Consider the following 24,210-nt stretch of genomic DNA (forward strand, 5'->3'; position numbering starts at 1 on the left):
ACCCCTTCAGTAAACATGCCTGAAGGCCCGAGACAAGGGGAAAGGCTGAAATTTCGGTCAAATTGCGCGTTTTTTGGCTCTCGCGTGTCGGCAAGTCACGGGGCCGTGAGGGGGCGGGCCGCGCTGAGCACCCTGTCGCGCCCGTCGAGATCGGTCAGGAGGCGCGGGTTTTCGAAGCCGTGGGCGTGCAGAAGGGCCGAGACGTCGGGCCCCTGCCGCCAGCCGATTTCCAGCAGAAGGCGGCCGCCGGGGCGGAGGTGATCCATGGCGCCTTCGGCAATGGCGCGATAGGCGGTCAGGCCGTCGCCCTCGTCGGTGAGTGCCCCGCGCGGCTCATAGCGCAGCTCGGGCTCCAGCATGTCCATCTCCCACGCGGCGATGTAGGGCGGGTTCGAGACGATGAGGTCATATTGCCCGTCGACGGCGGTGAACCAGTCGGAGCGCAGCAGCTCGCAGCGGTCGGTCACGCCAAGGTTTTCCGCGTTCTCCCGCGCCACCGCCAGCGCCTCGTCGGAGATATCGGTGCCGGTGCCGCTGGCCCCGGGCCGCGCGGCCAGCAGCGACAGCAGGATACAGCCTGTGCCGGTGCCGAGGTCGAGCACCCGCTCGAACGGTGCGCCCAGCCCGGCCTCGACCAGCATCTCGGTCTCTGGCCGGGGGTCGAGCACGTGGCGGGTGACGCGGAATTCGTGGCGGTAGAAGGCGCGCAGGCCCAGGATATGCGACAGCGGCTCGCGCGCGCAGCGGCGGGCGGCCATGCCGGTCAGGCGGTCCTCGGCCTCGGCCGGCAGCGGGTCGGTCTGCATCAGGCTGACGCGGTCGGGCGCCACGCCCAGGGCGGCGGCCATGATCCGCCGCGCCTCGCGGGGGGCGCCTTCGATGCCGGCGGCGGCGAGCCTCCCGCGCAGGTCGGAGAGCCCGTCGCCCACGCTGCGGGTCACCCCTCCATCTCCGCCAGCAGGGTGGCCTGGGCGTCGGCGGTCAGGGCGTCGGTGATCTCGTCGAGGTCGCCGTTCATGATCTGGTCGAGCTTGTAGAGGGTGAGGCCGATGCGGTGATCGGTCATGCGCCCTTGCGGGAAATTGTAGGTGCGGATCCGTTCCGATCGGTCGCCCGAGCCCACCATCGCCGCCCGGGCCGAGGAGCGTTCGTCATGCGCCTTCTGGCGCTCCATGTCGTAGAGCCGGGTCTTCAGCACCTGCATGGCGATCTCGCGGTTGCGGTGCTGGGATTTCTCGGAGGAGGTCACAACGATGCCGGTGGGCAGGTGGGTGATGCGCACGGCGGAATCGGTGGTGTTGACGTGCTGCCCCCCTGCCCCGCTTGACCGCATCGTGTCGATGCGCAGGGCGTTGGGGTCGATCTGGATGTCCACGTCCTCGGCCTCGGGCAGCACGGCGACGGTGGCGGCGGAGGTGTGGATGCGCCCGCCGCTCTCGGTTTCCGGCACGCGCTGCACGCGGTGCACGCCGCTTTCGAACTTCATCCGGGCGAAGACCCCGTCGCCCTTCACGTGGGCCACCAGCTCCTTGATCCCGCCAAGCTCGGTCTGGCTCATCTCGATGATCTCGAAACTCCAGCCCTTCTCCTCAGCGTGGCGCTGGTACATGCGCAGCAGGTCGCCGGCAAAAAGCGCCGCCTCCTCGCCGCCCGTGCCGGGGCGGATCTCGAGGATGACCGAGCGGTTGTCGGCCTCGTCCCTGGGCAGCAGGGCCAGTTGCAGCTTGTCCTCGAGCCCGGGCTTGCGGGCTTCGAGCGTCTCCAGCTCCTCGCGCGCCAGCTCGCGCATCTCGGGGTCGTCGAGCATCGCCTGCGCGCCCTCGAGATCGTCGAGCAATTGCCTGTAGGCGCGGATTTCCTCGACCACCGGGCGCAGCTCGGCATATTCGCGGCCCAGCTTGGCGATATCGCCGCCGCCCTCGGCCATCCGCGCCTCGAGATACTCGAAGCGCTGCGTGATCTCGTTCAGTTTGTCCAAGGGCACCATTGCGCCGGTCTCTCCCATTCCTTTCATTTGGTCAAGCGGGTTGACGGTGCTATACTTGGCCCCATGAAACGGCTTGCCATCCTCTTCACGCTTCTTGCCGCGCCGGTGCTGGCCGACGGGATGTACAATGGCAAGACGGTGGATTGCTACTGCACCGACAAGACCGGCGGGCGGGTCGAGATCGGCGAGATGACCTGCCTGCACGTGGACGGCCGCAGTTTCATGGCGCAGTGCCAGATGTCGCTCAACAACCCGATGTGGCGCGAGGTGAGCGAGGGGTGCCTGTCATCCTCCCTGACGGAACCGGTCGAGCCAGCCGTCGACGCGCCTGGCGTTCACTCCAAGATCTGACGAGCCGAAGCGCTGGCGGGCATGGATGCGGATCTCGCCGCCCGCCTGCTGAACCGTGGTGTAATCGGGAAAGCCCATGATCTTCGTCCGGCTGACATAAGTGATCATCCCTTCCTCCACCGAGCCGGCCAGCACCGTGGTGCGCGGGCTGCCTGCGATGATCCCGTGCAGCCGGGCGAGATCGCCCTCGCCCGCCGCGATCACGCGCATGGCGCCGCTGCTGAAATCGCGGTCGGTCACGTCATCCGGCATCTTGTGCCAGCGCTGAGGATCGGAGGGCGCCAACCGCACGTAAGCCGCCAACCCCACGGCCAGCACCAGCACCACAACGACAATGATCACCGCGATACGCATGTCCCGCCTTTCATTGTTCCAAAAATACTCACTCCCGACCGTTCCGATGGCGCCATCCCCAGAGGCTGATGAGATCGGTCGCCACATGCGCCCCCGCGACCGCCGTCGCCCCCGAAGTATCATATGGCGGCGACACTTCCACAACGTCGCCACCGACCATGTTGATCCCGGCAATATCGCGCAGGATGATCGCCGCCTGAACCGAGGTCAGCCCGCCCCAGACCGGCGTGCCGGTGCCGGGCGCGAAGGCCGGGTCGAGCCCGTCGATGTCGAAGGAGACATAGGTGGGGTGATCGCCGACGATTCCCTTGATCTTCTGCGCCGTGGCCGCCGGCCCGGCCTCGTAGACCTCGCGCGCGTCGATGATGTTGACGCCGAGCGGGTCGGAATTGGAGGTGCGGATGCCCACCTGGACCGAGCGCGCGGGTTCGATCAGCCCCATCTTCACCGCCTTGTAGAACATGGTGCCGTGGTCGATCCGCTCCATGTCGTCATCGGGCCAGGTGTCGGTATGGGCGTCGAACTGCACCAGCGACAGGGGCCCGTATTTCTCGTGATAGGCCTTGAGGATCGGGAAGGTGATGTAGTGATCGCCCCCCAGGGCGATGCTGGGCACGCCGGCGGCCAGGATGGTGCGGATGTGGTCGGTCACCGCGTCGGGGAAATCCTGGATCTTGGCATAGTCGAAGGCCACGTCGCCGTAATCGACGATCGCCAGCTCGCTCATCGCGTCGTAGCCCCAGCCATAGGGCGCATCGAAGGCCTGAAGCGTGCTGGCCTCGCGGATGGCACGGGGGCCGAGCCGCGTGCCGGGGCGGTTGGTGACGGCCTGGTCGAAGGGGATGCCGGTGACCGCCACGTCGACGCCTTGCAGGTTCTTCGTATAGGCGCGGCGCAGGAAGGACAGCGCGCCGCCGAAGGTGTTCTCGTGCGAGAGGCCTTTCAGGTCCTCCTGAATGAGCGCGTTGTCGACTTCCTTCTTCGCATCTTCCAGTGCCATGCCGGTCTTGCCTCCAGATCTGCCGGGATAATTTGATCAAATTGTGCAGGTTCGAAGCGGGGCGTCAAGCCCCGTGGTTCACGCCGCTGGCTGGGCGCGCTCCACCAGCCGGGCAAAGAAGGAGGCCCCGACCGGCGCCACCGCGTCGTTGAAGTCGAATTTCGGGTGGTGCAGCCCCGCGGCCTCCCCCTGGCCGAGGAAGAGGTAGGCGCCGGGGCGCTCGGCCAGCATGTAGGAGAAATCCTCGGCCCCCATCTCCTTGCGCCGGTCGTCCACCACCGAGCCGCCGGTGGCGACCTCGCGGGCGATATCGGCGGCAAAGCCCGTCTGGTCGGGGTGGTTGATCGTGGCCGGGTAGCCCACGTCGATGCGCAATTCCGCCGTGACACCGTAGGAGGCCGCCTGCCCCGCCACGATCTCCTCCAGCCGGCGGTGGACCATGGCCTGCACTGCCGGGTCGAAGGAGCGGATCGTGCCGTTGATATAGGCGGTTTCGGGGATGATGTTCTCGGCGCTGCCGGTGTGGATCTGGGTCACCGAGACGACCAGCTCGTCGAGCGCGTAGTGGTTGCGGCTGACGATGGTCTGGATCGCCTGCACCATGCCCGCCGCCGCCACGACCGGGTCGCGCGTCTCGTGAGGCATGGCGCCATGGCCGCCAAGGCCGGTCACGTCGATATGGAAGGTGTCGACGCCGGCCATGATCGGGCCGGGGCAGGTTTCGAAACTGCCCTCCGCCGCGCCCGGCAGGGTGTGGAGCGCGTAGACCTCGGAGATGCCGTAGCGCTCGAGGATGCCCTCCTCGACCATCACCCGGCCGCCGCCCGGCCCTTCCTCGGCGGGCTGGAAGATCAGCGCGACGCGGCCGGCGAAATTGCGCGTTTCGGCAAGGTAGCGGGCCGCCCCCAGCAGCATGGTCGTGTGCCCGTCATGGCCGCAGGCATGCATCCGGCCCGGCGTTGCGCTGGCATAGTCGAGCCCCGTCGCCTCCATGATCGGCAGCGCGTCCATGTCGGCGCGCAGCCCGATGGTGGGCCCCTCGCCGCGCCCTTCGATCACCGCGACAACGCCGGACGTGGCAATGCCCGTCTCGATCTCGGTGATGCCGAACTCTCGCAGGCGTTCGACCACGAAGCCCGCCGTCTCGTGGCACTCGAGCCCCAGCTCGGGGTGGGTATGCAGGTGCCGTCGCCATGCCGTCATGTCGTCGGCGAACCCCGCGATGCGGTTTATCACGGCCATGTCTGGACTCCTTGCCCCTCTGCGGTCACGCTGCATTCAACTGCAAGAATTGAGGGGGTGCAATGCCTGACGATCCGCTGATTTTCGACCCCCATGGGGGCATGCCCCGCCTCATCGAGATCATGCGGCGGCTGCGCGATCCCGAGACGGGGTGCCCGTGGGATATCGAGCAGGATTTCGGCACGATTGCCCCCTACACGATCGAGGAAGCCTACGAGGTGGCCGATGCCATCGAGCGCGAGGCGTGGGGGGAGCTGAAGGACGAGCTGGGCGATCTGCTGTTGCAGGTGGTGTTTCACGCGCAGATCGCCCGCGACCGCGGGCTATTCGGGTTCGACGAGGTGGCGGATGCGATCGCCGACAAGATGGTGGCGCGGCATCCGCATGTCTTCGGCGACGAGAGCCGCGACAAGTCGGCCGAGCAGCAGACCCGCGACTGGGAAACCGTGAAGGCCGCCGAGCGGGCGGCCAAGGCGCAGACCGGCGTGCTGGACGGGGTGGCGCTGGGGCTGCCGGCGCTTCTGCGGGCGGTGAAGCTGCAGAAACGGGCGGCGCGCGTGGGGTTCGACTGGCCCGATGCGTCCCACGTGCTCGACAAGATCACCGAGGAGGCCGGGGAGCTGCGGGAGGCCGCCGAGAGCCTGCCGCAGGAGAAGGTCGAGGAGGAGTTCGGCGACCTGCTCTTCGTCATGGCCAACCTTGCCCGCCACATGGGAGTGGAACCCGAGGCGGCCCTGCGCGGGGCCAATGCCAAGTTCACGCGGCGGTTCGAACGGATCGAGGCATGGCTGGCCGAGGACGGGCGGGAGGCGTCGGACTCGGACCTCGCCGAGATGGACGCGCTGTGGGACCGGGCGAAGGCGGAGGAGCGGGGATAAGTCATGCAGCGCCCGCCCGCCCGTCGCACCAGAGGTGCGCCACTCTAGGCGGTACGCCCCGGCGTGACGGGCGGGCGCTGACCGTCGGCGCCCCCCTAGATGCTCAGGCGATGACCCTCAGCCTCGGAATGCGCAGGTTGATCTGTTTGTTGGAATATCCCCGCCGCCAGGGCACGTTCGTCATCTGGCAATTGACCGGGGTGCCGCTGACGAAATCCTCCATCTCGCCCTGGGTGAAGAAGCCCACCCCCTTCAACAGGTAGGTATCGCCCAGCATCACCGTCGTCACCCCACGGACCCGCATCGGCAGGTGCCCCTTGATGACATAGGCCTGCCAGCGATCGCCCTCGGCCCAGATGCCGCAGACCGCCACCTTGCCCTGCACTTCGCGGATCGTGATGGCGTAATACATGCTGCCATAGGGCTTGAACGGGATCTCGATAACGTAGGCATCCTTGACCAGCGGCGTGGTGAACCCCGTGGTCTGTGCCACGGACGGCGCCACGCCCGACAGGCCGATGGCAAGGGACAGGCCGAGCAGGCGGGTGCGGATATGCTGAAACGGGAAATTCATATGGCATCCTTCTGTAATGTACGGATAAAATGCCCCGGAACGCGCCCTCGTGCCAGCACAATCCAAGGTTGACGCGACCTAACTCAAGGGCGTTGCATATCCGCCATGGCGGACGCCCGGCGCCCGGTGGGCCCATTCCCCGGCGGGCTACCCCTCCCCCGCCTCCACCATCTGCCGGTAGAGATGCCACGTCCCGTGCCCCAGCAGCGGCAGCACCACGAACAGCCCGAGGAACCCCGGCAGCATCGCCACGAAGGTCAGCCCGGCCACGATCACCGCCCAGCCCAGCATCGGCCCCGGCGCGCGCAGGACCGACTGGAAGGAGGTGATCATGGCGGTCACGAAATCGACCTCGCGATCCAGCAGCAGCGGCAGGGCAATCACCGTGATCATGTAGAGCAGCAGCGCGAAGGCCGCGCCCACCGCCGTGCCGAAGCCCAGCATCAAAAGCCCCTCGCGGGTGAGGTAGATCTCGTAGCTGCTCGACACGTTGGTCATGGCCGACAGGCCGAGGAACAGGGCAAAGATCATGTGGGCGAGGAAGAACCAGAACAGGAACATGATGATGATCACCGCGCAGATCGAGGGCAGTTGCCGCCGCCTCTGGTGGGCGATCACGCCGAATATCTCGCGTGCCACCAGCGGCTCGCCGCCGCTCAGCCGGTGACTGACCTCGTAAAGCCCCACCGCCGCGAAAGGCCCGATCAGCGGAAAGCCCACGGCCGCGAAGATCAACCAGTAGCTTTGCCCCGTGACCCACGTGATCCACGCCATGACCCAGCCGATCGCCACGTAGACCCCTGCGAAAACAATGGCATAGCCCGGAGCCCGGCGCATGTCGCGCCACCCCCGGCGCAACGCCGCGCCCAGCATGTCGAAGCGCGCCGCCCCCAGCGGCGGCACCCCGAGCGGTTTCTCCTGCATGGCTGTCCTCCCTCGTCCCCGGCACAGGTTAGCCAAGGGATCGGCGGGGGCAAAGATGTAACTTGCGCTCAGCTTAGCAGCGGCGGCCGCGCCTCGGGCCAGCCGGTCGCGCGGTGATAGGCCTCGGCCACCTCCAGCAGCATCGCGTCCGTGCCCGGCGCGCCGATCAGTTGCAGCCCCATCGGCAGCCCCGCCGCGCCGAACCCCGCCGGCACCGCCACCACCGGCAGGCCCAGCAGGCTGGCGGGGATCACCACCTCCATCCAGCGGTGATAGGTGTCCATCGCCACGCCCGCCACTTCCCTGGGCCAGTCGATATCGGCCGGGAAGGGCCAGGCCTGCGCGGAGGGCAGGGCCAGCACGTCATGGGTTTCGAACAGCGCCATCGCCTGCCGGTACCAGTCGGACCGGCGCAGGCTGGCCCGGTGTATGTCGAGCGCCGAGAGTGCCCGCCCCTGTTCGATCTCCCACAGCGCCTCGGGCTTCAGCAGCCCGGCGGTGGCCGGATCGTCGAGCAGCGGGCCGAGGTCGGCGGCATTGCTCCAGGCGCGCAGGGCAACCCAGGATTGCCAGAGCGCGTCGCGGTCGAAGGGCGCGCCCACCGCATCGACCCGCGCGCCGGCGGCATCCAGCACCCCCAGCGCGCTTTCGCAAAGCGCGAGGATCCCCTCCTCCATCGGCCAGGCGCCGCCCCAGTCGCCGAGCCAGGCCACGCGGCGGCCCCCGGCGCGGGGTTCGGGCGTGCCACAGGGCGCGGCATCCCGCACCATCGGCTGGCCAGGCGCGGCGCCCGCCATCACGTCGAACTGCAGCGCCAGGTCGGCCGGGCAGCGGGCCATCGGCCCGCGCGTCGACAGCCGGTGCAGGTAAAGCTCCCCGCCCCCGCCCGACGGCACGGTGCCCCAGCTTGGCCGCATCCCGTAGACATTGCACCACCCCGCCGGGTTGCGCAGGCTGCCCATCATGTCCGACCCGTCCGCCAGCGTCAGCATCCCCGCCGCCAGCGCCACCGCCGCCCCGCCCGACGAGCCGCCACAGCTCCGGTCGAGCGCGTAGGGGTTGCGGGTGACGCCATGCACCGGGTTGTAGGTGTGGCTGCCCAGCCCGAATTCAGGCGTGTTTGTCTTGCCGATGACGATGGCCCCGGCGGCGCGCAGGCGGGCCACGTGCGGCTCGTCGGCCTCGGCCACCTGGCCTGCGAAGGCGGGCGAGCCCATGCTGGTGGGCAGGCCCCTGGCATCGGCCAGGTCCTTGATGGCGATGGGCAGGCCGTGCAGCGGGCCGCCCGGTCCGGCCTTGTCCGCCGCCCGGGCCTCGGCCAGCACCTCGTCGGCGGCGCGCAGCGAGACGATGGCGTTCACCGCCCCGTTCACCGCGCCGATCCGGTCGAGCGACGCTTCCATCAGCGCCTCGGCGGTCAGCCGGCCTTCGGCGATCGCGTGGGCCTGCGCGGCGGCGGTCTGTGCGGGGACATCATCCATGCGGCCAATCTGGCGGGCCGTCCGGAGCGGTGCAAGGCCGATTTCGCGGCGCGCGGACCGGTCGGGTCCGCGCCTGTGCGCAATAAAATTGCCAAGTCCCCCCGCACGGCGTAGCGTTCGTTGCACAGACTGTATGTTTTTACACCCGACCCCTTGCGAAGTGGATTTAGACATGAAGCGCCCTTTCCTGACATCCCTGCTTGCGACCTGCGCCCTGTCCGGGGCCGCCCTGGCCGACCAATTGGTCACGGACGACCTGATCGTGGTGGAAGACCTGCTCTGCGTCGGCAACAAATGCGCCGTAGGCGAACCCGAGATACCCGACCGGCAGGGTCTCAAGATCAAGGACGTCGCTCCTGCCATCCTGTTCGAAGACATGTCCGACTCGGGCTTTCCAAGTGGTGACTGGTCGATCCGGACCGGCGAAACCACGGCCAGCGGCGCCGAAGAATTCGCCGTGCAGGACGAAGACGCGGGCACAAGGCCGTTTCGCATCCTGGGGGGCGCGGACGAGAACACCCTCGTGATCGGCGAAGACGGCCATGTCGGCATCAACACGATGCTGCCCACCAAGCAGCTTCACGTTACCGGGACGAGCAGCGCCGTCGGCATCCGCATGGATTCAGGATCGGCCTTCTGGGAATTGCGGGCGAACCCGACTTATTTCCAGGTCCGAAACGCCAACGAGCACGACGCGATCTTGCATCTGGAAAAGGCAGCGCCGAACCACAGCATATTCGTCCATGCGACCGGCAATGTCGGCCTGGGAACAAACGACCCGAGCGCCCCGCTCGAGGTGTTCGGCGAGGACACGTACAACTTCTTCCGCATCACCGCCGACGGCGCGGCGATCAACCAGTCGGTCGACATCACCTTCACCCAGGGCCCGCTGGGCACCGGAGAGCTGCGCTACAACATCGTCGATGGCGACGGGCCCGAGATGCGCCTGAACGCCAATGGCGACATGGTGCTCGGCGGCACGCTGACCACGGGCGGGCCAACCTGTGCGGGCGGCTGCGACGCGGTGTTCACCGAACGCCGGATCATTCCCGAGGGCGAGTATGCCGCGCGGATGTGGGCCGACGGCCACCTGCCCTTCGTCGGCCCGACCCTGCCGGAGGCGCCGATCAACGTCAGCGAGAAGATGGGCGGAATGCTGAACGCGCTCGAACATGCCCATGTGTTCATCGAGCGGCAGAACGGCCGCATCGCGACGCTCGAGGCGGAGATTGCCGCGCTTCGCGGCGAGCAGGCGGCGCAGATCGCCGCCCTGACCCGGCAGCTTGCCGCGCTTTCCGGGACAGTGGAGAAGAAGTGAGCCCAATCGCGAAAGTTTGACAGGGGGCGCCCGGGGCGGGTTAACTAATGCCAGACCCGCCGTCCGGGGCGGCGGGATTTGAGACCAGTCATTGCCGCGCCAGCCCCCGCCCCCTTGCCGGCGCCCTCATCGGGAGCCTGCCCAATGCCCTTTCGTCCCCCGGCGCTTTGCGCCATTCTTGCCCTGTCCGGTCTTGCCGCGCCCGCGCTGGCGCAGGACGTGTTCACCGACGGTGTTCGGATCTCGGACGTCAATCCGACTAACGCTGATCTTTACGTGGAGGACGATAGCGTCGTCAGGGGCCATACCTGCATTGGTGAAGTCTGCAATCTGGCCGAAAGTTTTGACGTTGGGTACATTCTGAAGCTGAACACGAGTTCGCCAAGCATCTTTTTCGACGACGACAGTGGTTTTAGCGGCTCAACACCTTCGAACGACTGGCGGATCAGGGTCAACGATCCCGAGCCGTTTACCGAGGGCGGGCTGAACCGGTTTTCCATTGAGGACATCACCGCCGCAACCATCCCCTTCACCATTGCGGCGGGCGCGCCCGAGAATGCCTTCTGGATGACCAGCGCCGGCAATATCGGCCTCGGCACCCTGCTGCCGCAGGACCGGATCCACGCGGTCGGCGCCTTCGGCCCCAGCGTCCGGTTCGAGCAGACCGGCAACGGGCTTGTGCCGGCGCAGACATGGCGCCTGATCGGCCAGAGCAGCTTCAGCATCGCCGACACCACCGCCGGCACCACGCCGTTCCGCCTGGAACGCGCGGCGCCCACGAATGCGCTTTACATCGCTGACACCGGCAACGTGGGCTTCGGCACCGCCACGCCCGACGCGCCTTTCGAGGTCAGCGACGCGGGCAGTTTCAGCTTCTTCCGCATCACCGCCGAGGGCGCGCCGGTCAACCAGTCGGCCGACGTGGTCTTCACCCAGGGGCCGCTCACCACCGGCGAGTTCCGCTACAACATCGTCGACGGCGACGGGCCCGAGATGCGGCTGAATGCCGATGGCGACATGGTGCTCGACGGCACGCTCACCACCGGGGGCCCCACCTGCGACAGCGGCTGCGACGCGGTGTTCGACGCGGAGTTCGCCCGCCTCTCCATGGCCGACCACGCCGCGCTGATGTGGGACAAGGGCCACCTGCCCGCCGTGGGCCCCACCCTGCCGGGCGCGCCGATGAACGTGTCGGAGAAGATGGGCGCCATGCTCAACGAGCTGGAGCATGCGCATATCTACATCGAAGAGCTGCACACCCGTCTTGCGGCGCAGGAAGAGCAGCGACAGGCACAGGAAACCGTCAACGTGGCGCTGTCGGCACAGGTCGCGGCGCTGGCTGCCCGGCTCGACGCGCTGGAGGGGCGTTGACGGACCACCGGCCCTGCATTACAAAAAAACCTTTATAAACCAATGACGTTGCCCCGGCGCAGCGATTGATCAAAGGATATTGTGATGAAGGTTTTCCCGCTTGTTGCCGCGCTTGCCGCAGCGGCCTCCCCCGCCATGGCCGAACAGGTCTTCAACGAGAACGTGATCGTCCAAGGCGGGCTCTGCGCCGGCGATTACTGCCAGCCCGGCAGCTTCTTCCCCGACGGGCTGCTGCGGCTCAGCACCCAGTCGCCCCGCATCCATTTCGACGATGCCTCGGCCGTCAACCAGCACCACTGGCAGATCCGCGCCAACGAGGACAGCAGCAGCTATCTCAGCCTGTTCTCGATCCTCGACCTGTCGGCGGGCACCACGCCCTTTACCCTGTTCGGCGGTGCCCCCGACAACGCGCTCTGGGTGGGCAGCGACGGGCGGGTCGGCCTCGGCACGTCGCTGCCGCAGCAGGACCTGCATGTCGTGGCGAAGGGCACCTTTCCCGGCATCCGACTGGAGCGCACGCAGGCACCCGCGCACGCGTGGGACATCGTGGCCGACCAGACCGGCTTCGGCATTCGCGACGTGACCAGCAACGGGAAGATGCCGCTCTTCATCGCCAGCGACGCGCCTGCCTGGGCGATGTGGCTCGACGGTAACGGCTACCTCGGCCTCGGCACCGACGACCCGGCTGCCCCTCTGGAACTGCGGCGCGAGGAGAGCTTCAACTTCTTTCGCCTCACCGCTGCCGGAGCGCAGTTCAACGAGTCCGTGGATTTCGTCTTCACCCAGGGGCCGCTCAAAACCGGGGAGCTGCGCTACAACATCGTCGATGGCGACGGGCCGGAGATGCGCCTGAATGCCGATGGCGACATGGAACTCGACGGCACGCTGACCACCGGCGGGCCGACCTGTGCGGGCGGCTGCGACGCGGTGTTCGATGCCGGTTTCGAGCGGCTGTCGGTCAAGGAACACGCCGCGCTGATGTGGGAGAAGGGCCACCTGCCCGCCGTGGGCCCCACCCTGCCGGGCGCGCCGATGAACGTCAGCGAGAAGATGGGCGCGATGCTCAACGAGCTGGAGCACGCGCATATCTACATCGAGGAGCTGCACGACGACCGCGATGCCGCGCAGGCGCGGATCACCGAACTGGAAGCGCGGCTCGCGCGGGTCGAGGCCCTGCTGGCGGGGCGTGCCGACCAGCCCCCCGCGATACGAAATTGACAACCCGGCGCCGGCTGTCGTTAACTTTCCGCGCGACGCGCCCGCATGATGCGCGCCTTTGCGAAAGACTTATTTCAGACCAATGGCATTGAGCCGGACGCCGGCCAGCCGCTTACCAGGGAGATCCCCATGCCTTTCCGCCTCCCCCGGGCCGCCACGACCTGTGCCCTTGTCCTACTTGCCGCCCCGGCCGCCGCGCAGGTCACCACTTTCCCCGACGACGTCGTGATCCAGGGCGACCTGACCGTCGACGCGGGCACCACGGGCAGCATGTATGTCGAGGGGGCCAGCGTCATCGACGGCTCCCTCTGCCTTGGCAATACCTGCCAACCGACCACGACCTTCGCGAATGACGAAACGCTTATCCTGAGATACACGCAGCATTCCATCGTCTTCGACGACACGTCCGGCTCGACCTCGCCCGACCGCGACTGGACATTGCGCGTCAACGACCCCAACACCGTCGCCACGGGCGGGATCGACAAGTTCGCGGTCGAGGACGACACCGCCGGCACGACGCCCTTCACCATCGCCGGCGGCGTGCCGGACAATGCCTTCTGGCTCGACACCAGCGGGTATCTGGGCCTCGGCACCTCGATGCCGCAGACGAATGTGCATGTCGTGTCGCCCCTGACCTCGGCGGTGATGCGGCTCGAGGAGACGAACGGCACGGCCGGCGGGTTCGACATCGCGGCCTCGGATACGGCGTTCCAGGTGGCCAGCAGCGGCAACGGGACCATCCCGCTGGTGATCGAGGGCACCGCCCCCAGCAATTCTCTCTACGTCGCCGGGACGGGGTATGTGGGCTTCGGCACCAACACCCCCGACGCGCCGCTCGAGGTCAGCGACGACAACAGTTTCAGCTTCTTCCGCATCACCGCGACCGAGGCGCCGGTCAACCAGTCGGCCGACGTGGTGTTCACCCAGGGGCCGCTCACCACCGGCGAGTTCCGCTACAACATCGTCGATGGCGACGGGCCGGAAATGCGGCTCAACGCCGATGGCGACGTGACGATCGCCGGCACGCTGACCACCGGCGGCCCGACCTGCGCGACGGGCTGCGACGCGGTGTTCGATGCCGCGTTCGCGCGGAAGTCGGTCATCGAGCACGCCGCCCTGATGTGGGAAAAGGGCCACCTGCCCGCCGTGGGCCCGACGCTGCCGGGCGCGCCGATGAACGTCTCCGAGAAGATGGGCGGCATGCTCAACGAGCTGGAGCACGCCCATATCTATATCGAGGAATTGCACAGCCGGAACGCCGCCCTCGCGGCCGAGGTCGCCGCCGAGCGGGCTCAGAACGCCAGGCAGGCCGCCCAGATCGCCGCCCTCGCCGCCCGGCTCGACGCGCTGGAGACGAACTGATTTTTTCCAACGCCCGGATTCGGGCCTTTTCATTCAAGGAAACTGACCCATGAAAAGACTTCTGACCACGACCGCGCTTCTTGCCCTGTCCCTGCCGGGCACGGCGCAATCCGACGAGGTCATCCTGAACGACCTGATCGTCACCGGCAATATCTGCACCGGGGGCTTCGAATGCGAGGATGGAGAGGTGTTCGGCGCCACCGACCTCCGGGTCAAGGGCACGATCCCCGAGATCCAGTTTTTCGACACCTCCACCGACGCCACCACGTGGACACTGAGCGTCGACGACACGACTTCGGGTCTCTTCAATGGCTTCACCCTCAAGAACGAAACCGAAGGCGTCTATCCGGTCCTGATCGAGGATGGCACGCCCCCCGCCGCCCTGTTCATCGAGGATACCGGCAATGTCGGGTTCGGCACCGCGTTTCCCCAAAAGGACCTGCACATCATCAACGGCAACCAGCCGGCCATCCGGCTGGAACAGGACACCACGCAGGCACAGGCCGCGCACGTATGGGATATCCTGGCCGACGAGCGCGGCGTGCGGATCGACAACGTGACGGATAGTGATAATTACGTCTTCCGCATCAGGACGGGCGCCGCCCCCTATTCGCTCTACATCGATGAGAACAGCTATGTCGGCCTCGGCACCAGTTCACCGAGCGCACCGCTGGAAGTGGCCGGAGACGACTCGTTCAACTTCTTCCGCATCACCGCCAACGACGCCGCGATCAACCAGTCGGTCGACGTGGTCTTTACCGAAGGTCCGCTCGGAACGGGCGAATTCCGTTACAACATCGTCGATGGCGACGGGCCGGAAATGCGGCTGAATGCCGATGGCGACATGGTGCTCGATGGCACGCTGACCACCGGGGGCCCCACCTGCGACAGCGGCTGCGACGCGGTCTTCGACGCGGAATTCGAGCGCCTGTCGGTGACGGATCACGCCGCGCTGATGTGGGAGAAGGGCCACCTGCCCGCCGTGGGGCCGACGCTGCCGGGCGCGCCCCTGAACGTCAGCGAGAAGATGGGCGCGATGCTCAACGAGCTGGAGCACGCCCATATCTACATCGAGGAGCTGCACCGCGAGAACGCGGCGCAGGAGGCACGTTTCACCGCGCAGGAAACCCGCATCGAGGCGCTGACGGCCCAGCTTGCCGCGCTGACGGCCCGGCTCGACCAGCAGGCTGACTGACGGCGCAATGCCGGGGGCGCACGCTTGACAGGATGCGCCCCCGTTCTGCTACCCTTCCGGCATCCGCCGACCGGGACGACGGAATTTGAGACCAATTCATTTGCGCCGGTTCCCGGCCCATTCGCAGGCGCCCATTCAAGGAAGGCCTGCCGCATGCCGCTTCGATTTTCCCCGCTCCTCGCCCTGCCTCTCTTCGCCCTGGCCCCGGCCCTTCACGCGCAGGAAGCCGTCTTCGGCGAAGGCGTCGACATCTCCGACATCGACTTCACCCAGGCCGACCTCTTCGTCACCGGCGACACGGTGTTCGACGACAGCGTCTGCATCGGCAACGCCTGTGTCGAGACCGAGGTCTTCCCCGAGGACACGCTGCTGCGCCTGACCAATCCCGATATCCGCGTGGAATTCGTCGACACCAGCTCCGCAGCGGGCAGCTTTCCGAGCAATGACTGGGAAATCCAGATCAACGACACTGCGAATTTCGGGCAGGACCGCTTCTCTATCGCCGATGCGACCGCCGGCACCGTGCCCTTCACCGTCGAGGCGGGCGCGCCGAGCAGCGCGCTCTGGATCGCCCCCGGCGGCGAGGTCGGGGTGGGCACGTCGCTCCCGCAGTCCGACCTGCATGTCGCGGCCTCGACGCTGCCGACGCTGCGGCTGGACCAGGTCGGGTTCGGGGCCTTTCCGCCCTTTTTCTGGACCCTCGCTGGCAATCACAACGTGTTCTACATTGGCAATTCAAACGGCAACGGCTTTCCGTTCAGCATCAATGACGAAGCCCCGAATGCCAGCCTGGCGCTTGCCGCGAACGGCAATGTCGGCCTCGGCACCGACAGCCCCGACGCCCCGCTCGAGGTGAGCGACGACGACACTTTCAGCTTCTTCCGCATCACCGCCACCGGCGCCCCCACGAACCAGTCCGTCGACGTGGTCTTCACCCAGGGCCCGCTGGGCACGGGCGAATTCCGCTACAACATCGTCGACGGCGACGGGCCCGAGATGCGGCTGAATGCCAATGGCGACATGCTGGTCGAGGGCACTTTGACCACCGGCGGGCCCAGCTGCGACAGTGGCTGTGACGCGGTGTTCGACGCCGATTTCCCCCGGCTTTCCGTCACCCAGCACGCCGCGCTGATGTGGGACAAGGGCCACCTTCCGGCGGTCGGCCCAACCATCCCCGGCGCGCCGATCAACCTCTCCGAACGCATCGGCACCCTCACCAACGAGCTTGAGCACGCGCATATCTATATCGAGGAACTGCATCGCGACAACGCCACGCAGGACACCCGGATCGAGGCGCAGGCCAGCCAGATCAAGACGCAGGCCGCGCAGATCGACGCCCTGATCGCCCGGCTCGAGGCGCTGGAACGCGACGGCTGAGGCCGCCAAATTCCACGCCCTAGGCCAAATGGCAAAACCGCGCTATCCTGCGGCATGTTACCGGCCCGGTTCGCCGGGCGGTTCTCCAATCCGGAGCATGTCATATGAAGAAAGTCTTTTCCGCCCCCGCCCTTGCCCTCCTCCCTGTCCTTGTCCTGCCGGTCCTTGCCCTCGCCCCCGCCGCCGCGGCGCAGGAACAGGATTTCTATAACGGCGTCGACATTTTCGACGGCGATCCCAGCCAGGCCGCGCTTTTCGTGGGCGATGACAGCGCGCTTTCGGGCAGCGTCTGCATCGGCGACGCCTGTTCGGATTTCGAGGATTTTGACGTACAAACAACGCTGAAGCTCAAGTCGACATATCTGCGCCTGGAATTCGTCGACAGCAACAACGCGGTCGGCACCGAGCCCAGTAACGACTGGACGCTCGAAGCCAACGATCTCAACGCGGGCGGGCTGGCGCGGTTTTCCATCGCCGATGCCACCGCGGGTACGCTGCCCTTCACGATCGAGGGCGCCGCCCCGGACAGCACGATGTGGCTCGACAATAACGGGCGCGTGGGGCTGGGCACGATGTTTCCCCAGAACAGGCTCCACATCCTCGGGCTGGTCGGGCCCTCGATTCGGCTGGAACAGCAGGGCACAGGGCTTTTGCAGCCGCGAACCTGGCGCCTATTCGGCCAGAACAGCTTTGGCCTGAGTGACGAAACCGCCGGCACCACGCCGTTTCGCATCGGGGCTGCCGCCCCCGACGCGTCGTTCGTCATGGATGCCTCGGGGAACATCGGCCTGGGTACCGATACGCCCGCCGCCCCGCTCGAGATCAGCGACGACGCCAGTTTCAGCTTCTTCCGCATCACCGCCACCGGCGCATCCGTCAACCAGTCCGCCGACTTGGTCTTCACACAAGGGCCGCTTGGCACCGGCGAATTCCGCTACAACATCGTCGACGGAGACGGGCCGGAAATGCGGCTGAATGCCAATGGCGACATGCTGGTCGAGGGCACGCTGACCACCGGGGGGCCCAGCTGCGACAGCGGTTGCGACGCGGTGTTCGATGCCGATTTCGACAGGCTCTCGGTTAGCGATCACGCCGCGCTGATGTGGGAGAAGGGCCACCTGCCCGCGATCGGCCCGACCCTGCCGGGCCAGCCCATGAACCTGTCCGAGAAGATGGGCGGGATGCTCAACGAACTGGAGCATGCGCATATCTACATCGACACCCTGCACCGCGAGAACGCCGCGCAGGAGGCCCGGATCGACACGCAGTCGACCCAGATCGCGGCGCTCACCGCCCGGCTCGACGCGCTCGAACGCGCCGACTGAGCGGCCCACGTCAACAGCCTATGCCGAAGGACCGCGCCGCGCTATCCTGCGGCCATTGCCATTTCGTCCGCACGGCCCGTCGGGTCGTATTCCATCCGGAGACAATACAATGCACAAAGCCCTTTCCGCCGCCGCGGCCCTTGCCCTTCTTCCTGCCACCACATTGGCCGACCAGGTCTTCAACGATGACGTGATCGTCGCCGATGACTTGCTCTGTGTCGGCTTGAGCTGCGCGGATGGCGAGCCCAACGTCGCCAACCGAACCATCCTCAAGCTGAAGGCCAACAACACCGCGATCCTGTTCGACGACCAATCTGACCCCGGCAGCTTTCCGAGCCACGACTGGCAGCTCAACGCCAATGAAAACACGCTGTCCGGGCGCAATGCCTTCTTCCTCTCCGACGTCACCGCCGGCACCGACCCGTTCTGGGTCGAGGGCGACGCGCCGGACAACGCGCTCTACGTGGCCAATGACGGGGACGTCGGGCTTGGCACCGCCGCCCCCCTCTCCCGGCTGCACATCGTAAGCGCTTCCACTCCCGCGATCAGGCTCGAGGAGGCGGACGGCACGCCCTACGCCTGGGAGGTCGCCGCGAACGCGAATTTCTGGTACATCCGCGATGTGACAGCGCTCGCCGCGCCCGTGGGCGTGGAGGCTGGCACGCCCGCCAATACCTTCGTCATCCGCAACACCGGGCGGGTCGGCATCGGCACCTCGCTCCCCGAGGCCCCGCTCGAACTTGAAAGCGACGAAACCTTCAACTTCTTCCGCATCACCGCCGACGGTGCCGAAATCAACCAGTCGGTCGACATCACCTTCACCCAGGGCCCCCTCCGCACCGGCGAGCTGCGCTACAACATCGTCGACGGGGACGGGCCGGAAATGCGGCTGAACGCCAATGGCGACATGCTGCTCGAAGGCACGCTCACGACCGCCGGCTCCTGCTCGGTCGGCTGCGACGCGGTCTTCGACGCGGGCTATCCCCTGCCCTCGATCGAGGAGCACCACGCGCAAACCCTGGCGCTGGGCCACCTGCCCAATGTCGGGCCGACGCGAGACGGCGAGCCGTGGGACGTGACCGACAAGATGGGCCGCATCCTCAACGAGCTGGAGCATGCGCACCTCTTCATCGCCGGCCAGCAGGAGGAGATCAGGCGCCAGGAGGCAGAGCTTTCCGCGCAACGCACCGAGCTGGCCGAAACCGGCGCCGCGCTGTCCGAGACCCGGGCCGCGCTGGCCGCGCTGACCACCCGGCTGACAGCGCTCGAGACGAGCCGGCAGGCGGATTGACCCCGCCGGCCGGCGCGCCGCCCCGTATCCCGTTTTGAGAAATCGCGGCCATTTGCTAGGCTGGAGGGCAAATTTCCCCGTCACTTTGATGAAAGGAATTGCCCATGCACCGCCTTTGTCCCGCGCTGGCCATCGCCGGCCTCCTGCCCGCCGCCGCCCCTGCCCAGACCCTGCTGTCGGGCGATCACAGCATCTCGGGCGGCGTCTGCATCGGCCCCAGCTGCGCCGCAGACGAACCCATCACAAGCATATTGAAACTCAAGGGCAACAGTGTCCGGCTGTTTTTCGAGGATATCTCCACATCCGCCGGCTTTCCCACCAACGACTGGGTGCTCGAAGCGAATGCGTCATCCGGCACCGGGGATTATTTCGCTCTCAGGGATGCCGATACCTTCCATGCGATCATGCGGCTCAACGCCGGCGCTCCCCCGAATTCGCTCTACGTCTCCTCGGACGGCGACGTGGGGCTGGGAACCTCCCTGCCGCTGGCCAACCTGCACGTCGTCGATACCGCTGGCACCGCGAGCCTTCGGCTGGAGGGGACAACGGGCACGCCCTACAGTTGGGACCTGCGCGGCAACCAGGGCGGCTTCTATGTCTACGATATCGGGGCCGGAACCCTGCCCTTGCGGATAAACTCGGGCGCGCCCAGTTCGTCCTTCGCGATCGGCTCTGACGGGAACGTGGGCCTCGGCACCAACAGCCCCGACGCCCCGCTCGAAGTCAGTGACGCGGGCACGTTCAGCTTCTTCCGCATCACCGCCGAGAGTGCCCCGGTCAACCAGTCTGTCGATATCACCTTCACCCAGGGGCCGCTGACCACCGGGGAGATACGCTATAATATCGTCGACGGGGACGGGCCCGAGATGCGGCTCAACGCCGATGGCGACATGGCGATCGACGGCACGCTGACCACCTCCGGCTCCTGCTCCGTCGGCTGCGACGCGGTGTTCGACGCGGGCTACCCCCTGCCCTCGATCGAGGAGCATCACGCGCAAACCCTCGCCCTGGGTCACCTGCCCAATGTCGGGCCGACGCGAGACGGCGAGCCGTGGGACGTGACAGACAAGATGGGCCGCATCCTCAACGAGCTGGAACACGCACACCTCTTCATCGCCCGCCAGCAGCAGCAGATCACCCGCCAGCAGGCAGAGCTGGCCGAGACCCGCGCCGCCCTGGCCGCGCTCACGGCCCGGCTCGACCGCATCGACGACACTGACCACACCGGCCAACCGTAAGGAGACTGCCTCGCGCCCTCCCCGCCGGCCGGTTCACCGCCAACAGGGAGAAGAAAGATGAAAGCACGTCACGCCGCCGCCCTCCTGCTGCTGCTCGCCGCCACGTCGGGCCGGGCGCAGACCGTCTTGCCCGGGGACCATACGGTGCTGGGCGCCCTCTGCGTCGGACCCCAGTGCGCCAGCGAAAGCTTCGGGGACGACACGTTGCGCCTGAAGGCCTACAACCTTCGCATCCATGTCGACGACCGGACCACCAACCCGGACTATTCGGGCCACGACTGGGGTTTCCTCTTCAACGATGTCGCCCAGTTCGGCGAGGATTACTTCGCCGTCGAGGACCGCACCCTCGCGACCGTTCCCTTCCGCATCGACGGCTTCGCCCCCACCAACGCGCTTCGGATCGCGGGCAACGGCGATATCGGCATCGGCACCGGCCTGCCGCAGCACGACCTGCACATCGTCTCGAACGGCGGCACCGCCACGATCCGGATGGAGGAAACCGTCGGCACCGCCGCGCGCTGGGACATCGAGGCCAACAGCGCCGCCTTCGTCATCCAGGACGTGCTGGCCGCCACCAATCCGATCATGCTGGAAAAGAACGCCCCCTCCTACGCCCTGCGGATCGCCAATACCGGCAATGTCGGTCTCGGCACCTCCAGTCCGCAGGCCCCGCTGGAGATCTTCCGGCGCGAGGCGTTCAACTTCCTGCGCATCACCGCCGCCGGCGCCGAGGTCAACGACTCGGTCGATATCGTCTATACGCAGGGCCCGCTCGGCACCGGCGAGCTGCGGTACAACATCGTCGATGGCGACGGGCCCGAGATGCGCCTCAACGCCAAGGGCGACATGGAGATCGCGGGAACGCTCACCACGATCGGCCCGGCCTGCGCGGCCGGCTGCGACGCGGTCTTCACCGAGCGCCGGATCATCCCCGAGGGCGAGTATGCCGCGCGCATGTGGGCCGACGGCCACCTGCCCCATGTCGGCCCGACCCTACCGGAGGCGCCGGTCAACGTCAGCGAGAAGATGGGCGGAATGCTGAACGCGCTGGAACATGCCCACGTGTTCATTGAACGCCAGAACCGGCGCATCGCGACGCTCGAGGCGGAAAAGGCGGCGCAGGACACCCGGATCGCCCGGCTCGAAGCGCGGCTGATGGCGCTGGAAACGAGCCGGACCACGGACTGAACCGCCAGCAGCCTGAAAACGCCGGGCGGGAGAATGCGCCATACCAAAGGCCGCACAGGGGCATCTTCCGTTTTGATAAAACTGCCGTCGTGCGATAGTGTCGCCACGAGTTTTTTAATATTGTCATGAACCAAGGATATTGCCCATGTCCCGCCCCCAGCCCGTTTTGGCCTCTGCCAGCATTCTGCCCGCGGTCTCGATCCTCGCCACGCTTCTCGCCCAGCCCGCCGCGGCGCAGGTATTGGAGGCGTCAAGCGACGCCACCATCCGCGACCGTCTCTGCCTGGGCGGCGAATGCGCCGATGATCCCTCCCCCCAATTCGTCGCAGATGGCTTCACCGCCTCGCTCGAGATCAATGATTTCCGAAGCCGGATAGACTTTGTCGACACCTCGACCGACAGTTTCCCGAATACGAACTGGGCGATCCAGCTGAACGAACCGGACCTTTCCATCGCCAGTGGCGGCACCGAATATTTCGCCATCCATGACATGTCCGCCGGCACGGTCCCCTTCCTGGTCAGGGGCGCCGCGCCCACCAACGCGCTCTATGTCGCCGAATCCGGGGCCGTCGGCCTGCAAACATCCATGCCGCAGGCGAACCTGCATATCTTCGACGATGCCGTATTCAACGAGGCCATCATCCGGTTGGAGGAAATCGGCGCCACGCCCTACACATGGGATATTCGGGCGAATAACTTCGGCTTCTACGTGTACGATCCCGCCGCCGATACAGTGCCCTTCCAGGTCCGCCCCGGTGCGCCGACCTCCGCCATCGACATTGCAAGCAACGGCAACGTGGGCATCGGCACCGCCGGCGCAAGTGCCCCGCTGGAAATCGGCGACGACGCGAGCTTCAGCTTCTTCCGCATTACCGCCGGCGGCGCCGCCATCAACAAGTCCGTCGACGTGGTCTTCACCCAAGGGCCGCTTGGCACTGGCGAGCTGCGCTACAACATCGTCGATGGCGACGGGCCCGAGATGCGCCTCAACGCCGATGGCGACATGACACTCGATGGCACGCTCACCACCGGCGGGCCGACCTGTAGTGGCGGCTGCGACGCGGTCTTCACCGAGCGCCGGATCATCCCGGAGCCGGACTACGCCGCGCGCATGTGGGCAGACGGCCACCTGCCCCATGTCGGCCCGACGGCCCCCGGCGCACCGATCAACGTCAGCGAGAAGCTGGGCGGGATGCTCAACGCGCTGGAACACGCCCACGTGTTCATCGAACGCCAGAACCGGCGCATCGAGACGCTCGAGGCGGAAAAGGCGGCACAGTCCGCGCGGTTCGCCCGGCTCGAGGCGGAAAGATCCGCACAGGCCGCGCGGCTGGCCCGGCTCGAGGCGCGACTTTCGGCCATCGAAGCGGGCGCGCGGGCGGACTGAACCGGCACACGGGCGGCGGAGCCGGTCAAAACGGGCCCTGGCGCCTCATTCCCGTTTGAGTTGTCGCGTTCATGCGGTACGGTCGCCCGGAATTTTTCAATTATCCAGATCAAGGGAATTGCCAATGCTCCGCCTTCATTCCGCCCTCCGCCTGCTCGCCGTCGCCAGCATTATTCCCGCCACCGCCCATGCCCAGACCGTGCTGTCCGGCGATCACAGCGTCGATGGCGCTCTATGCGTTGGCGAAGGCTGTACCGGCAGCGAGGACTTCGGGGACTTCGCCCTGAAGATCAAGCAGAACAACACATGGCTGAAATTCGAGGATAATTCTTCAACCTCTAGCTTTCCCACCAATGACTGGCAGATCAGGGTGAACGACTCGTTGAGCGGTGGCGCCGACCATTTCTCCATCGTCGATGACGAAACCGGCAACACGATCTTCCGCCTCGACGCGGGCGCACCGGGCGCCTCCCTCCATGTCGCCAGCAGCGGCCATGTCGGCCTGGGCACGGTGATACCGACCGACGAGCTGCACATCTTCGACGCGATCGATCCGGGCATCACCTTCGAGGATCCGTCCTGGAGATGGACGCTGGCGGGCAATGACGGCGGCTTCTACCTGTTCGACCCGCAGAACTCTGCCATCCCCTTCGAAATTCGCAGCGGGGCGCCGACCCGGGCGCTCTACATCAACAGCGAGGGCCAGGTCGGCCTTGGCACCGATGCGCCCGCGGCACCGCTCGAAATCAGCGACGCGGACAGTTTCAGCTTCTTCCGCATCACCGCCACCGGCGCGCCGGTCAACCAGTCTGTCGATGTCGTCTTCACGCAAGGCCCTCTGAACACGGGCGAGCTGCGCTACAACATCGTCGACGGCGACGGGCCCGAGATGCGCCTCAATGCCGATGGCGACCTGGTGATCCGCGGCACGCTCACCACCGGCGGGCCGACCTGCGATGGCGGCTGCGACGCGGTCTTCACCGAGCGCCGGATCATCCCCGAAGACGACTACGCCGCCCGGATGTGGGCCGACGGTCACCTGCCTTTCGTCGGCCCGACCGCCCCGGAGGCGCCGATCAACGTCAGCGAGAAGATGGGCGGGATGCTGAACGCGCTGGAGCACGCCCACGTGTTCATCGAGCGCCAGAA

22 protein-coding genes are annotated in these 24,210 nt (G+C 66.8%); 14 read left to right on the forward strand and 8 right to left on the reverse strand.

Annotation, left to right across the window (positions count from 1 at the left end):
* Positions 1 to 95 precede the first annotated feature (95 nt).
* Both prmC and prfA read right to left on the reverse strand, forming a co-directional pair.
* A complete protein-coding gene (prmC, locus tag QUV18_RS20650; RefSeq protein WP_300896007.1) occupies positions 96 to 941 on the reverse strand; it encodes a peptide chain release factor N(5)-glutamine methyltransferase in 846 nt (281 codons plus the stop codon).
* A complete protein-coding gene (gene prfA, locus QUV18_RS20655; protein WP_300896008.1) occupies positions 938 to 1,987 on the reverse strand; it encodes a peptide chain release factor 1 in 1,050 nt (349 codons plus the stop codon). The genes prmC and prfA overlap by 4 nt, the downstream gene beginning before the upstream one ends.
* A 63-nt stretch (positions 1,988 to 2,050) precedes the next feature.
* On the opposite strand from prfA, the gene QUV18_RS20660 reads away from it, so the two are divergent.
* Complete coding sequence (locus QUV18_RS20660; RefSeq protein WP_300896009.1) at positions 2,051 to 2,338, forward strand: hypothetical protein; 288 nt, start codon at positions 2,051 to 2,053, stop codon at positions 2,336 to 2,338.
* Here the strand turns inward: QUV18_RS20660 and QUV18_RS20665 are convergent.
* The 3 genes from QUV18_RS20665 to QUV18_RS20675 all read right to left on the reverse strand — a co-directional run bounded on the left by QUV18_RS20665 (position 2,273) and on the right by QUV18_RS20675 (position 4,934).
* Complete coding sequence (locus QUV18_RS20665) at positions 2,273 to 2,692, reverse strand: DUF1499 domain-containing protein (protein ID WP_300896010.1); 420 nt, start codon at positions 2,690 to 2,692, stop codon at positions 2,273 to 2,275. The two genes, QUV18_RS20660 and QUV18_RS20665, sit on opposite strands and share 66 nt — an antisense overlap.
* Positions 2,693 to 2,720: 28 nt before the next feature.
* A complete protein-coding gene (speB, locus tag QUV18_RS20670) occupies positions 2,721 to 3,692 on the reverse strand; it encodes an agmatinase (RefSeq protein ID WP_300896012.1) in 972 nt (323 codons plus the stop codon).
* A 78-nt stretch (positions 3,693 to 3,770) separates the two neighbouring features.
* Positions 3,771 to 4,934 (reverse strand): M20 aminoacylase family protein, encoded by a 1,164-nt coding sequence (locus tag QUV18_RS20675; RefSeq protein WP_300896013.1) that lies wholly within the window; start codon positions 4,932 to 4,934, stop codon positions 3,771 to 3,773.
* Positions 4,935 to 4,996: 62 nt separating this feature from the next.
* Between QUV18_RS20675 and mazG the strand changes: the two genes are divergently transcribed.
* The gene (mazG, locus tag QUV18_RS20680) at positions 4,997 to 5,812 is read left to right on the forward strand and encodes a nucleoside triphosphate pyrophosphohydrolase (protein ID WP_300896014.1); all 816 of its coding nucleotides are present in this window, start codon (positions 4,997 to 4,999) and stop codon (positions 5,810 to 5,812) included.
* A gap of 103 nt (positions 5,813 to 5,915) precedes the next feature.
* On the opposite strand, the gene QUV18_RS20685 is transcribed toward mazG, so the two are convergent.
* The 3 genes from QUV18_RS20685 to QUV18_RS20695 form a co-directional block, all read right to left on the reverse strand.
* On the reverse strand, positions 5,916 to 6,386 hold the full coding sequence (locus tag QUV18_RS20685; protein WP_300896015.1) for a hypothetical protein: 471 nt from the start codon (positions 6,384 to 6,386) through the stop codon (positions 5,916 to 5,918).
* A 147-nt stretch (positions 6,387 to 6,533) separates the two neighbouring features.
* Positions 6,534 to 7,310 (reverse strand): DUF2189 domain-containing protein, encoded by a 777-nt coding sequence (locus QUV18_RS20690; RefSeq protein ID WP_300896016.1) that lies wholly within the window; start codon positions 7,308 to 7,310, stop codon positions 6,534 to 6,536.
* 68 nt (positions 7,311 to 7,378) lie between these two features.
* On the reverse strand, positions 7,379 to 8,791 hold the full coding sequence (locus QUV18_RS20695; RefSeq protein WP_300896017.1) for an amidase: 1,413 nt from the start codon (positions 8,789 to 8,791) through the stop codon (positions 7,379 to 7,381).
* A 172-nt stretch (positions 8,792 to 8,963) separates the two neighbouring features.
* On the opposite strand from QUV18_RS20695, the gene QUV18_RS20700 reads away from it, so the two are divergent.
* The 12 genes from QUV18_RS20700 to QUV18_RS20755 all read left to right on the forward strand — a co-directional run.
* Positions 8,964 to 10,109, forward strand: coding sequence for a hypothetical protein (locus QUV18_RS20700; RefSeq protein ID WP_300896018.1), 1,146 nt, complete (start codon positions 8,964 to 8,966; stop codon positions 10,107 to 10,109).
* 144 nt (positions 10,110 to 10,253) lie between these two features.
* Positions 10,254 to 11,480: a hypothetical protein gene (locus tag QUV18_RS20705; RefSeq protein WP_300896019.1), complete on the forward strand. Its 1,227-nt coding sequence runs from the start codon at positions 10,254 to 10,256 to the stop codon at positions 11,478 to 11,480.
* A gap of 84 nt (positions 11,481 to 11,564) precedes the next feature.
* Positions 11,565 to 12,698 (forward strand): hypothetical protein, encoded by a 1,134-nt coding sequence (locus tag QUV18_RS20710; RefSeq protein WP_300896020.1) that lies wholly within the window; start codon positions 11,565 to 11,567, stop codon positions 12,696 to 12,698.
* A gap of 129 nt (positions 12,699 to 12,827) precedes the next feature.
* Positions 12,828 to 14,060 carry a hypothetical protein gene (locus tag QUV18_RS20715; RefSeq protein ID WP_300896021.1) on the forward strand — a complete coding sequence of 411 codons (1,233 nt, stop codon included), beginning with the start codon at positions 12,828 to 12,830 and terminating at the stop codon, positions 14,058 to 14,060.
* A gap of 49 nt (positions 14,061 to 14,109) precedes the next feature.
* Positions 14,110 to 15,255 (forward strand): hypothetical protein, encoded by a 1,146-nt coding sequence (locus QUV18_RS20720; protein ID WP_300896022.1) that lies wholly within the window; start codon positions 14,110 to 14,112, stop codon positions 15,253 to 15,255.
* A gap of 153 nt (positions 15,256 to 15,408) precedes the next feature.
* Complete coding sequence (locus tag QUV18_RS20725; RefSeq protein ID WP_300896023.1) at positions 15,409 to 16,632, forward strand: hypothetical protein; 1,224 nt, start codon at positions 15,409 to 15,411, stop codon at positions 16,630 to 16,632.
* Positions 16,633 to 16,736: 104 nt separating this feature from the next.
* Positions 16,737 to 17,957, forward strand: a complete 1,221-nt coding sequence (locus QUV18_RS20730) for a hypothetical protein (RefSeq protein ID WP_300896024.1) — start codon at positions 16,737 to 16,739, stop codon at positions 17,955 to 17,957.
* Positions 17,958 to 18,066: 109 nt separating this feature from the next.
* Positions 18,067 to 19,248: a hypothetical protein gene (locus tag QUV18_RS20735; protein ID WP_300896025.1), complete on the forward strand. Its 1,182-nt coding sequence runs from the start codon at positions 18,067 to 18,069 to the stop codon at positions 19,246 to 19,248.
* Positions 19,249 to 19,352: 104 nt separating this feature from the next.
* The gene (locus QUV18_RS20740; RefSeq protein WP_300896026.1) at positions 19,353 to 20,486 is read left to right on the forward strand and encodes a hypothetical protein; all 1,134 of its coding nucleotides are present in this window, start codon (positions 19,353 to 19,355) and stop codon (positions 20,484 to 20,486) included.
* A 57-nt stretch (positions 20,487 to 20,543) separates the two neighbouring features.
* Positions 20,544 to 21,674 (forward strand): hypothetical protein, encoded by a 1,131-nt coding sequence (locus tag QUV18_RS20745; protein ID WP_300896027.1) that lies wholly within the window; start codon positions 20,544 to 20,546, stop codon positions 21,672 to 21,674.
* Positions 21,675 to 21,819: 145 nt separating this feature from the next.
* On the forward strand, positions 21,820 to 23,061 hold the full coding sequence (locus QUV18_RS20750) for an ABC transporter C-terminal domain-containing protein (protein WP_300896028.1): 1,242 nt from the start codon (positions 21,820 to 21,822) through the stop codon (positions 23,059 to 23,061).
* 124 nt (positions 23,062 to 23,185) lie between these two features.
* On the forward strand, positions 23,186 to 24,210 hold a 1,025-nt coding region (locus tag QUV18_RS20755), incomplete at its 3' end, for a hypothetical protein (protein WP_300896029.1).

The sequence above is a fragment of the Roseovarius sp. genome (genome assembly GCF_030373445.1).
Classification (GTDB): Bacteria; Pseudomonadota; Alphaproteobacteria; order Rhodobacterales; family Rhodobacteraceae; genus Roseovarius.